The 14,999-nt window shown below is 70.2% G+C and carries 11 protein-coding genes; 4 read left to right on the top strand and 7 right to left on the bottom strand.

Annotated elements, in window-relative coordinates; all coding sequences use genetic code 11:
• Positions 1-93: 93 nt before the first annotated feature.
• The gene (locus GGQ61_RS11670) at positions 94-2,910 is read right to left on the bottom strand and encodes a helicase C-terminal domain-containing protein (protein ID WP_183772814.1); all 2,817 of its coding nucleotides are present in this window, start codon (positions 2,908-2,910) and stop codon (positions 94-96) included.
• Between the two features lie 68 nt (positions 2,911-2,978).
• Positions 2,979-3,407 carry a GFA family protein gene (locus tag GGQ61_RS11665; RefSeq protein WP_183772812.1) on the bottom strand — a complete coding sequence of 143 codons (429 nt, stop codon included), beginning with the start codon at positions 3,405-3,407 and terminating at the stop codon, positions 2,979-2,981.
• 152 nt (positions 3,408-3,559) lie between these two features.
• On the opposite strand from GGQ61_RS11665, the gene GGQ61_RS11660 reads away from it, so the two are divergent.
• Genes GGQ61_RS11660 through pdeM form a run of 3 tightly spaced genes read left to right on the top strand, consistent with a single transcriptional unit; the run spans position 3,560 to position 7,386 of the window.
• Entirely contained in the window at positions 3,560-4,147 is a 588-nt protein-coding gene (locus GGQ61_RS11660) for a hypothetical protein (protein ID WP_183772810.1), read from the top strand.
• A gap of 42 nt (positions 4,148-4,189) precedes the next feature.
• Entirely contained in the window at positions 4,190-6,661 is a 2,472-nt protein-coding gene (locus GGQ61_RS11655; protein ID WP_183772809.1) for a ligase-associated DNA damage response DEXH box helicase, read from the top strand.
• Positions 6,658-7,386 (top strand): ligase-associated DNA damage response endonuclease PdeM, encoded by a 729-nt coding sequence (gene pdeM / locus GGQ61_RS11650; protein WP_343056126.1) that lies wholly within the window; start codon positions 6,658-6,660, stop codon positions 7,384-7,386. The genes GGQ61_RS11655 and pdeM overlap by 4 nt, the downstream gene beginning before the upstream one ends.
• Before the next feature lie 35 nt (positions 7,387-7,421).
• Here the strand turns inward: pdeM and GGQ61_RS11645 are convergent, their stop codons facing one another.
• The 4 genes from GGQ61_RS11645 to GGQ61_RS11630 are packed head-to-tail and all read right to left on the bottom strand — an operon-like array spanning position 7,422 to position 12,781.
• On the bottom strand, positions 7,422-7,889 hold the full coding sequence (locus tag GGQ61_RS11645; RefSeq protein WP_183772808.1) for a DUF3429 domain-containing protein: 468 nt from the start codon (positions 7,887-7,889) through the stop codon (positions 7,422-7,424).
• A gap of 4 nt (positions 7,890-7,893) precedes the next feature.
• Positions 7,894-8,664 (bottom strand): TIGR02186 family protein, encoded by a 771-nt coding sequence (locus GGQ61_RS11640; RefSeq protein WP_183772807.1) that lies wholly within the window; start codon positions 8,662-8,664, stop codon positions 7,894-7,896.
• A complete protein-coding gene (locus GGQ61_RS11635) occupies positions 8,664-9,584 on the bottom strand; it encodes a sulfite exporter TauE/SafE family protein (protein WP_183772806.1) in 921 nt (306 codons plus the stop codon). The genes GGQ61_RS11640 and GGQ61_RS11635 overlap by 1 nt, the downstream gene beginning before the upstream one ends.
• Positions 9,585-9,607: 23 nt before the next feature.
• A complete protein-coding gene (locus GGQ61_RS11630; RefSeq protein WP_183772805.1) occupies positions 9,608-12,781 on the bottom strand; it encodes a peptidoglycan-binding protein in 3,174 nt (1,057 codons plus the stop codon).
• Between the two features lie 213 nt (positions 12,782-12,994).
• Here GGQ61_RS11630 and GGQ61_RS11625 point away from each other — a divergent pair, with 213 nt between their 5' ends.
• The gene (locus GGQ61_RS11625) at positions 12,995-13,198 is read left to right on the top strand and encodes a hypothetical protein (RefSeq protein ID WP_183772803.1); all 204 of its coding nucleotides are present in this window, start codon (positions 12,995-12,997) and stop codon (positions 13,196-13,198) included.
• Between the two features lie 12 nt (positions 13,199-13,210).
• On the opposite strand, the gene GGQ61_RS11620 is transcribed toward GGQ61_RS11625, so the two are convergent.
• Positions 13,211-14,884 carry a phosphatidylglycerol lysyltransferase domain-containing protein gene (locus tag GGQ61_RS11620; RefSeq protein ID WP_183772801.1) on the bottom strand — a complete coding sequence of 558 codons (1,674 nt, stop codon included), beginning with the start codon at positions 14,882-14,884 and terminating at the stop codon, positions 13,211-13,213.
• Positions 14,885-14,999 lie beyond the last annotated feature (115 nt).

The raw sequence follows: 14,999 nt of genomic DNA, 5'->3' as shown, positions 1-14,999 counted from the left end.
CCGGAACAAGCGCCGGCGCGAGGATGAACGCGTAAACCACTCTCACTGACGACGAGGCGTGCGGAGCACGTCCAACCGTGCGCCCGGCCTGCGTCACGACGGATCTTCCACCGCCGCCGCCGGCCCCAGGAACTCCGTCACCGCCTCGATGACCTCGACCAGCCCCAGCCGGTCGACGCGCACGCCTTCGGGCAGGCCCGAGAACAGCCGCGTCGGGGCCGCGGCGTCCAGCATCACGAACACGCCCTTGTCGTCGGCGCGGCGGATCAGCCGCCCGAAGGCCTGGCTGATGCGGGCGCGGGCGACGTTGTCGTCATAGACCTTGCCGCCGAAGCGGGTGCGGCGGGCCTTGTGCAGGATGTCGGGCCGCGGCCACGGCACCCGGTCGAAGGCCAGCAGCCGCAGCGAGCGGCCCGGCACGTCCACCCCGTCGCGCACCGCGTCGGTGCCCAGCAGGCAGGCGTCCTCTTCCGCCCGGAAGATGTCGACCAGCGCCCCGACCTCCAGCGGGTCGACGTGCTGGGCGTAGAGCGCCAGACCCTTGTCGGCCAGGGGGGCGGCGATCCGCTCATGAACCGCGCGCAGCCGGCGGATGGCGGTGAAGAGGCCCAGCCCCCCGCCCCCGGCCGCCAGGAACAGCTCGCGCATGGCCGCGGCCACCTGGCGCGGGTCGTCGCGGCCGATGTCGGTGACCACATAGGCCCGCGCATTGGCGGCGTAGTCGAACGGCGAGGTCAGCTTCAGGGTCTTGGGCCGATCCGGCAGCCGGGCGGCGCCGGTGCGCATCTCGGCCAGGGCGAACGGGTCGTCCAGTGTGGGGTCGGTCAAGGTGGCGCTGGTCACCAGCACCCCGTGCGCCGGGGCGATGACGGCGTTGGTCAGCGGTTCGGTCGGATCGACCCAGTGGCGGCGGCAGGCGGCGTCCACCACCCGGCCATAGAGGAAGGTGGCGTCGAACCAGTCGACGAAGTCCGGATCGTCCTCGGCGTCCTCGTCGATGGCCCGAAGCATCGAGCGCCAGGCCGGCAGCAGCATCCGGCAGCGGCGGTCGAGGCCCCGCAGCGCGCCTTCGATCCGGCCGCGGTCGCTGGTGACGATCTGGCTGGCTTCCTCGTCCAGCAGGTCCTCCAGGTGCCGGGCCAGGGCCAGCAGCGGGGCCTCGATCTTGGCCAGCGCCCCGGCGGCCTCGCGGGCCGTGGCGCGGACCAGGTCCAGAGCCGGGCGCGCAGCGCATTCCATGCCCACGTCCGACGGCGCGGCCCGCGCCCGCAGCTGTTCGATCACCGCCACCAGGAAGGCCTCGATCGGCCCGATCGGATTGACCTCGCCGTTCGGCGGCGCGATGCGCCCCGACCAGCCCTCGCCCGGCAGCGCGGAGGCCGCCTGGATGGCCGAGACCAGCGCCTCGCGGGCGTCGTCGCGGTCGCCCAGCATGTCCATCAGCCGCGCTTCCAGCCCGCGCCCGCGACGTCCCCGGCCTTCCGGCCCGCGGATCCAGCGGCGCAGCTCGGCGGTCTCCTGCCCCGACAGCGCCGCGGCGAAGGCGGCGTCGGCGGCGTCGAACAGGTGGTGGCCCTCGTCGAAGACGATGCGCTTGAGCTGGGTGGTCTCGCCGTCGGCCTTCGAGCCGCGCGCCGCCCGGGCCCCGTCGAACGCAGCCTGGGTCAGCACCAGGGCGTGGTTGGCGATCACCAGGTCGGCCTTGCGCGAACCGCGGATCGCCTTCTCGACGAAGCAGGCCCGGTAGTGCTGACAACCGGTGTGGACGCACTCGCCGCGGCGATCGACCAGGTTGGCGGCGCTCGCCTGCCCCGCGGCCGGAACCGCGAACAACGTCGGCAGCCAGGCCGGGAAATCGCCGCCGGTCATGTCGCCGTCGCGGGTGGCCCGCGCCCAGCGCGCGGTCAGCGCCATGCCGATCAGGTCGGCCCCGCCCTGCTGGGCGGTGTTGGCCATGTCCTGGAAGTTCAGCAGGCAGAGATAGTTCTCGCGCCCCTTGCGGACCACGGCCTTCTTGGCGCGGACCTTGGGGTCGGGAAAGATCGAATGGCTCTCGCGCTCGATCTGCCGCTGCAGGGCGCGAGTGTAGGTCGAGACCCAGACCGAGGGCCCGTTGGCCTCGGCCCACAGCGAGGCCGGCGCCAGGTAGCCGAGGGTCTTGCCGACCCCGGTGCCCGCCTCGGCCAGCATCATCCGCGGCTCGCCGTCGCGTTCGCGCGGGGCGAAGGCGAAGGCCGCCTCCTGCGCGTACTCGGCCTGGGCCGGCCGCGTCTCGTCGAGGCCCGAGCGTTGCAGCAGCTCGGCCAGCCGCTTGCCGGCGTCCTCCGGAGCGATGGGCCGCGAATTGGCCTCGCCGGGCGGCGCCTGGTCTTCCCACTCGGCGATGCGCGTCCAAACGTCGAGGCCCGAGGTCCGGAACTGGTTGCCGACCGGGGCCGAGCGCAAGGCCGCCACCACCGAAGGCCCCCAGGCCCAGCCGGCCCGCATCATCGTCTCAGCCAAGGCCAGCGCTTCCTCGCGGCTCGGCTGCGGCGTGGCGGCGATCTCGTTCAGCAATTGCGTACAGGCCGCGCGCAGCGCCTCGGCCTGAGCCTGCGCCCCCTTCGGTTCGGATTGGCCGAGCGCCAAGGCCAGACCCACCGACGACGGCGCGCAGAAGGTCGCCGGCCGAGCGAAGGCGTAGAGCTCGAGCGCGTCGAACAGGCCGGGCATCCGCGGCGGCGCGTTGAGCCCCAGCCGCCGCGCGGTCATCGAGGCGTGGGCGACCAGCACCGGGCCGCGCTGCAGCAAATCGCGGGCGTCGGGCGCACGGATCGCCTGGCCGCCGGTCGCGTCGGCGACGCCGCCCCGCGGCCCCGGCAACACCACCAGGGCGGGCGCAAGATCCAGACTCGGTGCCGGGGCGTTCACCCCGCCTTGCTAGCCGCTTTCGGCAGGAAACTAAAAGGGAACGTTCAAAACCTGCCGATAGGCCGCATTTACTCGCCGATGGCCTCGCCGGAGCCGCCGAACTCGGCCGGAAAGTCCTTCAGTTTCGGCAAGCCGTCCTTCATCCGCAACACGGTCTCGGCGTAATTGACATGGACGCCGGGCGCGAATTCGAGGGTCGGTATCGTGGCGGCGAACACGTCGACCAGCTTCAGCGGCGGATGATTGGCCATCAGGTGGCCGCCGCATTTGCTGCAATACTTTCGTTCGCTCATCTCGGTCTTGGCGAAGGTCGCCACGTATTCCTCACCCGATACGACCTTTACGGCCGACGGCTCCCATAGACTGAAGGCGTTGACCGGCCCTCCGGACCACGATCGGCAGGATCTGCAATGGCAATAGCCCATGGCTGCCGGTTGGCCCGTGACCTCGATTTTCACGGCGCCGCAAAAGCACTCACCCGGGTATGACTGAGACATGCTCGGCTCCTGTCAGCTTGTGCGTGACGGCGCGAAGTCTACGCCCCCCGCGGGCGGCGACCACCGACTCAGGGACGCCGCTGCGCAACTCAAACTTGACTCGAACAAACCACGAACTTACGACTGGTTGCGCAATTCAGACGGGTGGGCAAATGGGATTCGCGCTCGACTTGGCTTCGATCGAAGGGCTCGACAAGGACGAGGCCCTGAGACGCCTGGGATACGTCGACACCGGCCGGAAGACCGACCGCATCGGACGTGACGTGGCGTGGGCGACCACCTCCAAAGGCCGAGTTGTCGTCATCGCGCGATACGGCTGGCTCAAGCCAGAGCGTCTCGCGGACCTCTCCGCGGGAACCTCGTTGGTGGCCGGACGGTTCGAGACTCATGTCGGCGACAGCAACGCCTGGGGCTACCGCGACGGAGACTGCGTCTGGTCGGTCCTCTACCCCGCGGAAGGCAGCGGCTTGACGGTCGAGGGCGCGCCGCCGCCGGAGTTTGCTGTGATCCGTGACCGCCTGCTGGCCGAACGCCGGGCCGAAGCCAACGACGGCGACGAGCCTGACGAGGACTTGTTCGATCTGCCCGAGGCCTTGGTCGCCGCCATCGGAGGCTGGACTCCGGAAGGCGAAGGCAGCGAGGATTTGCAGTTCTTCATCGCGGCCTCTGACGGAACCGCCGAACCGAGTTCCGAAGGCTTCCTCGGTCGATTGCTCAAGGTCTTCGGCCGTTCCCGGTAAGCGACGCTTGCGCGAAACGTAACGCGAACATCATATGGGGCGATGGCTGACGCAGCAGCGCTCCCGACCGACCTCCTGCCCGATAAGTTCGCCGCCTGGTTCGCCGACCGCGGCTGGAGCCCGCGCGCGCACCAACTCGACATGGTCGCCCAGGCCCGACAGGGCCGCGACGCGCTGCTCATCGCCCCGACCGGCGGCGGCAAGACCCTGGCCGGCTTCCTGCCCAGCCTGATCGAACTCGCCGAACGCCCGCCGGCCAACGCCCCGCGCGGCATCCACACGCTCTACATCTCGCCCCTCAAGGCGCTGGCCGTCGACGTCGAGCGCAACCTGATGGCGCCGATCCTCCAGATGGGCCTGCCGATCGTCGCCGAGAGCCGCACCGGCGACACCGGCATATCGCGCCGCCAGCGCCAGCGGGTGAAGCCGCCGGACATCCTGCTGACCACCCCCGAACAACTCGCGCTGTTCTGCGCCTGGGAAGGCGCGCGGCTCTACTTCGAGAGCCTGTCCTGCGTGATCCTAGACGAGATCCACACCCTGCACGGCTCCAAGCGCGGCGACCTGCTGGCGCTGGACCTGGCGCGGCTGCAGCAGTTCGCGCCGAACCTGCGCCGCGTCGGCCTCTCGGCGACGGTCGACGATCCCGATGTGATCCGCCGTTGGATGGGCTATGGCCGCGCCGCCGACACCCACGAGGCCGTCGCCCTCGTCCGCGGCCCCGCCGGCGCGCCGCCGATCGTCGACATGCTGCTGTCCGAGGGCAAGGTTCCCTGGGCCGGCCACACCGCCAAGCACGCGATGGATGAGGTCTACGACGCCATCAAGCAGGCCCGCACCGCCCTGGTCTTCGTCAACACCCGCTTCCAGGCCGAGTTCGCGTTCCAGGAGCTCTGGCGGCTGAACGACGACAATCTTCCCATCGCCCTGCACCACGGCAGCCTGGCCGCCGAGCAGCGCCGCAAGGTCGAAGCCGCCATGGCCCGCGGCGAACTGCGCGCCGTGGTCTGCACCTCGACGCTCGACCTTGGCATCGACTGGGGCGACGTCGACCTGGTCATCCAGTTGGCCAGCCCCAAGGGCGCCAGCCGCATGGTCCAGCGCATCGGCCGCGCCAACCACCGGCTGGACGAGCCCTCGCGCGCCCTGTTCGTCCCGGCCAACCGCTTCGAGATGCTCGAGTGCCAGGCCGCCCGCGAGGCGATCGCCGAGAACCGCTTCGACGGCGAGGCCAGCCGTGTCGGCGCGCTCGACGTCCTGGCCCAGCACGTCATGGGCTGCGCCTGCTCCGAGGCCTTCGATCTGGTGGCGCTCTACGACGAGATAACCAGCGCCGGCCCTTACCGCGACCTCAGCTGGGAAGACTTCGAGCAGGTCGTCGACTTCGTCTCGACCGGCGGTTACGCGCTGAAGACCTATGACCGCTTCCGCCGGATCGTGAAGACCCTCGACGGCCGTTGGACTGTGCGCAACGCCGAGACCGCACAGCGCCACCGGCTCAATGTCGGCGCCATCGTGTCTCCGGCCATGCTGGCGGTGCGCATTTCGATGGGCCGCGGCCGCGCCGGCCGCAAGATCGGCGAGGTCGAGGAGGGCATGCTGGAGATGCTCGAGCCCGGCGACACCTTCGTCTTCGCCGGCCAGGTCTGGGCCCTGGTCGCGGTCACCGGCGTCGAGGTGCTGGTCAGCCCCGCCGTGAACAAGGACCCGAAGATGCCGTCCTGGGGCGGCTCGAAGTTCGCGCTTTCGACCTTCCTGGCCGGCCGGGTTCGCGAGCTGATGTTCGACCAGGAGCACTGGCGGGTCCTGCCGCCGGACGTGCGCGAATGGCTCGAAGCCCAGCGCGACCTGTCGCTGATCCCGCCGGCTGACGAGATGCTGCTGGAGACCTTCCCGCGCGGGAAGCGGCACTTCCTGGTGGTCTATCCGTTCGAGGGCCGCTTGGCCCACACCACGCTGGCCATGCTCCTGACCCGCCGGCTGGAACGGCTGGGCGCGGCCCCCCTCGGTTTCGTCTGCAACGACTACGCGATGGCGATCTGGGCGCTGAAGCCGATGGACGGCCTCGACTTCGACGAGTTGTTCGGCGAGGACATGCTCGGCGACGACCTGGAAGCCTGGCTCGCCGAAAGCTTCATGATGAAGCGCGCCTTCAAGGGTTGTGCGATCATCTCGGGACTCATCGAGCGACGCTTCCCCGGTCACGAGAAGACCGGCCGCCAAGTGACCTTTTCGACGGACCTGATCTACGACGTGCTGCGCCGCCACCAACCTGACCACCTGCTGCTGCGCTGCGCGCGCGACGACGCCGCCACCGGCATGATCGACGTCGCCCGGCTCGGCCAGATGCTGGCGCGGATCAAGGGCCACATTCGCCATGCGCCGCTGGCGCACCTCTCCCCGTTCTCGGTCCCGATCCTGCTGGAAATCGGCAAGGAGCGGTCGCCCGGCGACGCCGGCGAGATGATCCTGGCCGAAGCCCAGGACGACCTGATCGCCGAGGCGATGTCGTGAGCGCGCTGGCCTCCCCCGCCCCCTACGCCTTCGCACCAAGCCCCTGCGGCGGCCTGCGCACCGGCCTGAACGGAACCGCCGTCACCCTGCGGCACAGCGGCGCGCTGTGGATCGAGTCCGCGCGGATGCTCGTGGTCGCCGACCTGCACCTGGAAAAGGGCTCGGCCTACGCCATGCGTGGCCAGATGCTGCCGCCCTACGACACCCGCGACACCCTGCGCCGGCTGCAGGCCGAGGTGGTCGCCGCCCAGCCGGACGCCGTCGTGCTGCTCGGCGACACCTTCCACGACCGCGCCTCCGAGGACCGTCTCGCCCGCGACGACGCCGAGGGCCTGCGCGCGCTGTCCGGTTTGACGCGGATGATCTGGGTGGTGGGCAACCACGACGCCGACGGCCCCCGCCATCTGCCCGGCGAGGTCGCCGACGAGATCGGCGTCGAGAGCCTGGTCCTGCGCCATGAACCGACCCCAGGCCGCCAGGACGGCGAGGTCGCCGGCCACCTCCACCCCTGCGCGCGGGTGGTGGCCTCGCGCGGCAGCGTGCGACGGCGCTGCTTCGTCACCGATGGCGCGCGTATGGTGGTGCCGGCCTTCGGCGCCTATGCCGGCGGCCTCAGCATCCGCGACGAAGCGTTCTCGGGATTGTTCGCACGTCCGCCGCTCTGCGGGGCGCTTGGGGCCGGCCGGGTGCACGCCGTGGGCTGGCGCTCCGTCGCCGGCGACTGAGGTCGCACGGGGACGAAGTTCGACTTCGATCAGGGCTACATCCGCATCGCCTGTTCGAGCGCCAGGCCCAGCGACAGGCAGGCGCCGAGCGTCAGGGTGGTCATCAGCCGCGGGAAGCGGGCCGGCACGTCGGGTGCGGCATGGTCGTACAGCCACTGCAGGATGAACGCGGCCAGGAAGCCGCACAGCAGCCAGGCGGTCTCCACCGAGCCGCGGGCGAAGATCAGCGTCCAGGCCGCCGTCGGCGAGATGACCGAGGTCGCCAGCCGCGTCCAGCGCGGGCTCGCCCGGCCGCTCTCGAGCCCCCAGCGGATCCCACCGAGGAACCCCAGCACGATCGCCGACCAGGTCAGCAGCACGGTCAGCGCCGGGCCGCTCACTTCGGCGTCGCCATAGACATAGGTGAGGGCGGAGATCGGGAACGGCGCCAGTCCGGCCAGCGCGATCACCCAGAGGGGACGCGGCGCGGCGGTCACGGCGTGCAGGTGGCCGTCGGTTTCCAAGCGGTCAGTTCCTCCGGAAGGCGACAGAGGCCGCCCAGCCCGCGGCGAGGGCGATCGCCACCGAAGCCAGACCGTACGACCATGGCCTTTGATGGGCGAACAGATAAAGCGCCCGCTCGACACCGGCCTTCTCGACGGTCAGGCCCCGGGTGCGGCTCGAGACGGGCTGGCCGTCCTGGAACAGGTAGATGTCGGCGGAATAGACCCCGATCGGCGCCCCGGTCGGCAGGTCGATCTCGGCCTTGAACAATCCCTTGTCGACGAAGTTGACCCCTCGGGAGTCGGCGGCGTAGAGGCCGCTGGCCTCCTTCAGCCGCACCACCGCACGTCGCCAGTCAAGGTAGTCGGCCCCCAAGCCGCTGACCACCACGTCCCGCACGCCGTAGCGGGTCTCGGTGCGCTGCTCCATCGGCGCATTGATCCGCAGGTGGTCGATTCCCGCACCCAACCGCCGCAGGGTGCTGAAGTTGGCGATCTGGTCCAGCGGGCGGGTCGAAGCGGCCATGTAGAAGCCGGGCGCGCCTTCGAACACCACCGGCCGCGAATTGACCCAGACTCCGGCGATGCGGGTCTTGCGCGCCATGCGAACCGGCGCCTCGGGGCCGCGCACGATCACCACGACGTCGCTGGGCTTCTGGGTCGGATCGAGCACCGCCCCATAGAGTACGATGCGCGCCCCGCGGAAGCTGGAGGTCACCCGCACGTTGGTCGTGGTCAGCGCGGCCGACACGGCGGCCGGCGGCGGAGTCGGGGGCGGGCCTGCGTCGAGCGCCATCAGCCGTTCCCCGCCATCAGCACGAACGGCTCGGAGGGCGTGAAGAACAGGCCCAGCCCCATCCGCAGACCCACAGCCAGCACGATCAGCGCCAGCAGCGCACGCAGTTCTTCGGCCCGGAAGCGCGACGAGGCCCGCGCGCCGACCTGCGCGCCCAGCACCCCGCCGATCAGCAGCAGGGTCGCCAGCACCACGTCGACGGTCTGGTTGCGTCCGGCCTGCAGCACGCTGGTCAGCGAGGTGGTGATGATGATCTGGAACAGGCTGGTGCCGACCACCACCCCAGCCGGCATGCGCAGAATGTAGACCATCGCCGGGACCAGCACGAAGCCGCCGCCGACCCCCATGATCGCCGACAGGATGCCGACGAACACGCCCAGCAGGATCGGCGGAATGACGCTGATGTAGAGCCGCGATCGCGGGAACCGCACCTTGAACGGCAGGCCGTAGAGCCAGGGCGGCCGCCGGTCCTTCCGCGGCTTCGGCGCATCGCCGCGCCGGCGACGCAGGATCGAGCCGAGCGATTCCCACAGCATCAGCGCGCCGATGACGCCCAGGAAGATCAGGTACGACAGCGAGACGACGAGATCAGCCTGGCCCAGCAGTCGCAGCCAGCGGAACACCTCGACGCCCAGCAGAGACCCGACCGCGCCGCCAGCCGCCAAGACGCCGCCCATGCGGAAGTCGACCGCCTTGCGCCGAGTGTAGGAGATTACGCTGGAGGTCGAGGACGCGGCGACGTGGTTGGCTTCGCTGGCGACCGCCACCGCGGGCGGGATGCCTAGAAACACCAGCACCGGCGTCATCAGGAAGCCGCCGCCGATTCCGAACAGGCCCGAGATGAAGCCCACCGCCGCGCCGAGCGCGATCAGCAGCGGCGCGTTCACCGAGACTTCCGCTATGGGCAGGTAGAAATCCAAGGGCGCCCCTTACCCGGCGCGCGTCACCGCGTGAAGACCTGAAGCCGCGAAAGCGTGACGGGATCGAGCGAACCGGTGGCCGCCATTCCCTGGTGACGCTGATAGGCGGCGATCGCCATGGTCAGCGCCGGCGAGACATTGCCGTCGGTCGGACCCTGGTAGTAGGCCAGCCGCGACAGCGCCCGTTGGGCGGTGGCGACATCATTGCTCGACGCGGTTGGCGTGGCCGCGACCGCTGTGCTCGGCGTGACAGGCCGGAACCCTTGGGCCGAGCGCTCGGCGACCGCGCGCGCTTCGGCCGAGAGGCCGGCGCGCACCCGCGCGGCGTTGTCGAGCGCCAATTCATCCCGGCTGCGGGCCGCAATCAGATACCATTTGTAGGCTTCGGCCGCGTTCTGGGTGACGCCCCGCCCCTGCTCGTAGAGGACGCCAAGATTGTACTGGCTGTCGACCAGACCGAGATCCGCCGCCTTGCGGAACCACTCGGCCGCCAGGGTCAGGTTCTTGGTCCCGCCGGTCCCCTGGGCCAGGGCGATACCGAGGTTGTGCATGGCCGCGCGATTGCCGCCTTCGGCAGCGCGCTCGGTCCAGCGGCGCGCCTCGACCAGGTCCTTCTTCAGGCCGGCGCCGCCGTCCGTGTAGAGCTTGGCGAGATAGAACTGAGCCGGCGAATGGCCGAGGTTCGCCGCCTTGCGCAGCTTGTCGAGGCCGCCCGGCTCTGACGTTTCGATCGCGCGCAGCGCTTCGGCGTAAAGGTTGGCCACCGCCGCGGGGTCTTCCACAGAGGCGGCGGAAGCAGGGGCCGGCGTCCCGGGCGCGTTGAGCGGCTGCGGGGCCAGCGCCACAGCGGCGCGGACGGTGGTCGGGTTCGGCGTGGTGTCTGCTTCACCGCCGGCGATCTCGCCGGCCTGGTCGCTGGCGAACACCGCCAGCGCATCGGCCACCCGCTTGGGCGGCGCGCCGCCGGGTTCGGCGTCGGCGACGAAATAGCTGGCGGCGCCCAGGCTCAGGAACGCCGCGCCGCCGGCCACCAGCAGGGCAGTCTGCAGCGACGAGGATCCCACCGCCCGCTTGCGCAAGCTGAGACCCGACAACAGCGAGCGGCCGCCCTCCTTCTCCTTGCGGGGAAGCTTCTCGATCTTGCCGCTCTTGCGCTTGGTTTCGGAGGGGCTGGAGGCGGCGCGCGCCGCGGCCCGCGCCTGCTCGATGACTTCGCGCGTCGACAGCGGACGGGCCAGCTCGGCGGGCTCTCCGGGGGCTTCGACTGGTTCGGCGGCGACGATCTCGGCGCCGTCAGGCGCAGGCTCGGACCCGGCCGGCGACATCCAGGCGGCGGCGGCGAACGGGTCGGCGTTGGCCTGCGGTTCGGGAAGCTCGACTTCGAGCGCGTCCGCAGAGGTCTGGCCGTCGGGCTCGATCTCGGCTGTCGCCGCCGCCGTCTCCTCGATCGGATCGAAGCCGTCGGCCGCCTCGAAATCGACTGCGTCAAACACAGGCGCGTTCGCGGTTTGCGGGAAGTCGGCGGCGACGGGCGTTTCGGCCGTGTCGTCGTCGGCCTCGGGGTCGCCCACAGCCGCACCGAACGCGCCGGCCGGGAGCTCGGGCGCCGCGAACGCCTGCAGCGCCAAGCCTTCGGGCCGAGGAGCGGCGACGGGGCCAAGTTCGCGGAACGGATCGTGGTCGAACGGCGTCGCCGCCGGCTCCTCGCGGGTCAGCCGCGGCGCAGCCGGCGCGGCGGCGGCCTGCTCGCTCATCCGGCGATGCGATTCCGCCAGGCTGCGGTCGATCTTCTCTCGTGCTTCGTCGAGCAGGCGCGCGGTGCGCTCCTCGCTCTGACGGATACGGTCGGCGAGGTCTTCGACTGAGCGCTCCTGGCGCTGGCTGATCCGCTCGCTGACCCGGGCGACCTGCTCGCCGACGTCGTCGATGGCCTGTGCGGCGCGGCGCTCCGAACTGCCGATCCGCTCGGTCAGACGGTCGGTGATGCGGCCGATCTCCGCGCCCAGCTTCTCCAGCGCCTCGGCGTGCGCGCCTTCCGAGCGGCCCAGCCGCTGCTCCATCGCCTGGGCTATGCGGGCGACCTCGCCGCCGACCTGCTCGATGGCGTCGGCGCTGCGGTGTTCGGCGGCCTGAACCTGGCGGTTCAGCGTGTCGGCAACGGTCAGGACCTCGCGGCCCATGCGCTCGATAGCCTCGCCCGCGGCTTGCTCGGACTTGCGCACGGTCTCGGCCATCTCGCCGAGCTGGCGCTCCATGCGGTCCAAACGGCCGCCGGCAGCTTCCTGCAGGCCCTTGGCGATCTCGCCTCGGACGTTCTCGACTCGGCGCGACAGGGTCGCCGCCAAGGCCTCGATCCGGCGCTCGACTTCGGGACCGATCGCCTTCTCGGCCGCGCCCATGCGGGCGTCGAGATTGGCGAAGGCCTGGCCCAGATTGACCAGCGCTTCCGACGTCCGCGTCTCAGCGTCGGTCAGGCGGGCGTCGACCCGGTCGACGACCTCCTCGAGCAGGCTGGCCGGATCGGCGCCGCCGGAGGCGAAGATCTGGTCGATCCGCTGTTCCATAGCCTGCAGGCTGTCGCGGGTGCGGCCTTCGCCCTCGTAGAGATGGTTGGCGACCTTGCCGAGCGCCGCTTCCAGCGAGCGCAGCGCTTCGGCCGAGCGCGGCCCGGCGGCTTCGGCCTCGACCCTGCGCAGACGTTCGGCGAGGCGGGTGTTCTCGGCGCGCGCTTCCTGCACGGCGCCCTCAAAGCGGGCGGCGACGGCCACCGCGTCCCGCTCGGCGGCCTCGATGCGGGCCATCGCCTCGCGCAGCACGTTCTCGGCGGCGATGGACTCCGGGGTCAGCCGCGGCTGGGCGCGATCGAACTTGCCGCTCAGGCGATCGAGCGCCATCGCCACGCGCCCCATTTCGTCGCCTGGATGCTGGACGGCTTCGAAGCGGCCGGGCGGCGGCTCCATCACCGCCACCGGCGCGGCTTCCGGCGCACGCGGCGTCTCCAAGTAGACGCGCTCCGAGCGCGCGGGACGCTCCTCGAAATACGACTGCGAAGTGATTTCCTCGGGCGCGTCATCCTCAAGGATCATGCGGTTCAGCCATTCGCCGAGGGTCATGCCGGACCGGCGCGCGAGGTCCTTCGCGACCTCCCTCGCCTTAGGGTCGATCCCCTTGACGCTCCAGGGCGCACCCGACGTCATACCGAATCGTTCTCCCAGCCCATTCTGGACGCTACCACCGATCCCTGGTGTGTAAACGGAAGGTTAACACTAGATGTTGGGACCGCAGCGAAAGTCTGTGGATGGCGCAGGGGCCCCTAGGGAAAACAAGCCTCAACGTGGTTAAGAGGCCGTTAAGCGTTAATGACGGGTTCACCTTTGCACCCGCCTTCGGCCTGCTGTAGGCGCACGAAAATGGATCTGAACGTCACCCTGGCGCTATGCGGCGTCCTGCTCGCGCTCGCCGCCTTCGCCGGTTGGCGGGGCTCTAAGCCGTCCGACCCGATCAAGGGCCCTCGGCTGGTGCCGTGGCGCTTCATCATGGTGACGGCGAGCGCGTTCGCGCTGTTCATGATCGTCCACGCCGTGAACCTGCTGGGCGTGACGACCGGACGCTGACCGCCCCCTAGCTCACGCCGCGTTCTGCAGACCGGCGGCTTCGTCGGACTTCTTCGGCCGTTTGGCCAAGCCCGCCACCCCGCCGGAGGTCAGCAGACCCATGTCGGCCAGCAGCAGCGGGATCGCCCACTTGTTGGGAGCCGCCATGTAGCGCGGCCGCCAGACTGGGTCATATTTGCCCTTGTAGGCCCGCACGCCCTGGAAATTGTAGATCTCCTCGCCCCGCTCGAAGATCAGCGCGCCAACCCGGGAGAGCACCGGCGCCAGCGGCCGGTCGTCGAGACCCGAGAGCGGAGCCATGCCGAACTCGATCGCCTGATAGCCTTCCCGCCGCCCCCACTCGATCAATTCGACGAAGAGGTAGTCCATGATCCGCCTCGGGCCTTCGTCGATGTACCGCATCAGGTCCATCGAGAAGGCGCTCTTGTTGGCGGTGATCCAGAGCGTGGCGAAGGCGATGATCTTGCCCTCGAAGCGGACGATGCCGACCGGGAATTCGGCCACGTAGGACGGGTAGAAGCCGCCCATCGAGAAGCTCTTGTCCCCGCCCGCATGATGCACCAGCCAAGCGTCGGAGATCGCCTGCAACTGCGGCATGATTTCGTTCACCCGGTCGGGGGGCACGACCTCGAACGTGGCGCCGGCCTCGCCCGCCTGGCGCCAGGCGCGCCTCAGGTTGCCGCGCTTGGTGCCCTCGATCGTGAAGGTGTCCAACGCCACGGCGGCGCTCTCGCCGACCTTGGCGATCGCAAAGCCGAGCTCGACGACGTCGGGCAGGTCTTCGGCGTCCAGGCCATAGAAACCCGGACGCGCGGCATGAGCGTCGGCCAGTTCGCGAAAGCGCCAGAGCAGGTCCATGCACTCGTCGCGCCGCCCCACCGGCGCGCCGAGGGAAATCCAGGACCGGCCGCGCACGCCAAACATCAGGAAGCTTTCGCCCGATGGCGAGAACAGGAACCGTTTGTCGCCCAGCAGCGCCAGATTGGAGCCGGGCTCGGCCTCCTCGGCCTTGGCCAGGATGGCGCGGACACGCTCCAGCTCAGGATCGTCCTCGCCGACCACCTTGGGCGTCGCGGCCGAGGCGAACAGCCGCCAGATCCCGAACGCCAGCAGCAGAATCGCCGCCCCGACCCAACCGCGGATGGCGCGGGCCGCATCGGCGTCGGCCATCACCGCCCAGAACGGCTTGTCGCCGTAGTCGGCGTGCTGGAACGACCAGAGGCCGAGCAGGCCGGCGCCGACCATCACCGCGAAGGCCGAGATCAGCCAGCCGGGGGTGACTTCCATGCTGAGCAGCCGCGCCTTGCGCGGGAACGCGCCGTGGAACGGCAGCAGCAGGACGGCGAACAGCGCCAACGCCAGCGCCTCCTCCCAGGCGAAAGCTTTCAGCAGCGCCAGCGGGCTGGCGATGATCAGGGTGAACAGCGTCGCCCACCAGGCGCCGTCGAGGCGGGCTCTCAGCCCGAAGGCCAGCAGCACCAGGACCAGACCCAGGATGCTGGACAGGAAGTGGCTGACCTCGATCAGCACCACGGGGCTGATCTCATAGATCTGGAAGAAACGGTCGGGGATGGTGGGCGTCGCGCCCGAGGCGAGGAGCATGGTTCCCGCCAGCAGGGCCAAGATCGCTGCTGTTGACGGCGCCGCGGCGAAGGCCGCCGGCCTCAGTTCACGCCAAAACCTCATCCGCCCTCCAAATGGCCGCCCCTTGCGCCCGTATATATCGTGATTTGCCGCCTGGGCAGGGGCGACCGCTTCAGTCAAACAAGCGTTTCGTTCCGCTTGCTCTTGCAACGCCCGG

The organism is Phenylobacterium haematophilum, from assembly GCF_014196295.1.
In the GTDB taxonomy this organism is placed as follows: Bacteria; Pseudomonadota; Alphaproteobacteria; order Caulobacterales; family Caulobacteraceae; genus Phenylobacterium; species Phenylobacterium haematophilum.
Note: the sequence above shows the minus strand (reverse complement) of the source record. Positions and strands in the feature narration are given on the sequence as shown.

Excerpts from the sequence above, each read along its gene's own strand:
- GGQ61_RS11665 (WP_183772812.1), bottom strand. The coding sequence starts at position 3,407 with ATGTCTCAGTCATACCCGGGTGAGTGCTTTTGCGGCGCCGTGAAAATC.
- GGQ61_RS11660 (WP_183772810.1), top strand. The coding sequence starts at position 3,560 with ATGGGATTCGCGCTCGACTTGGCTTCGATCGAAGGGCTCGACAAGGAC.
- GGQ61_RS11655 (WP_183772809.1), top strand. The coding sequence starts at position 4,190 with ATGGCTGACGCAGCAGCGCTCCCGACCGACCTCCTGCCCGATAAGTTC.
- GGQ61_RS11640 (WP_183772807.1), bottom strand. The coding sequence starts at position 8,664 with ATGGCGCTCGACGCAGGCCCGCCCCCGACTCCGCCGCCGGCCGCCGTG.
- GGQ61_RS11630 (WP_183772805.1), bottom strand. The coding sequence starts at position 12,781 with ATGACGTCGGGTGCGCCCTGGAGCGTCAAGGGGATCGACCCTAAGGCG.
- GGQ61_RS11625 (WP_183772803.1), top strand. The coding sequence starts at position 12,995 with ATGGATCTGAACGTCACCCTGGCGCTATGCGGCGTCCTGCTCGCGCTC.
- GGQ61_RS11620 (WP_183772801.1), bottom strand. The coding sequence starts at position 14,884 with ATGAGGTTTTGGCGTGAACTGAGGCCGGCGGCCTTCGCCGCGGCGCCG.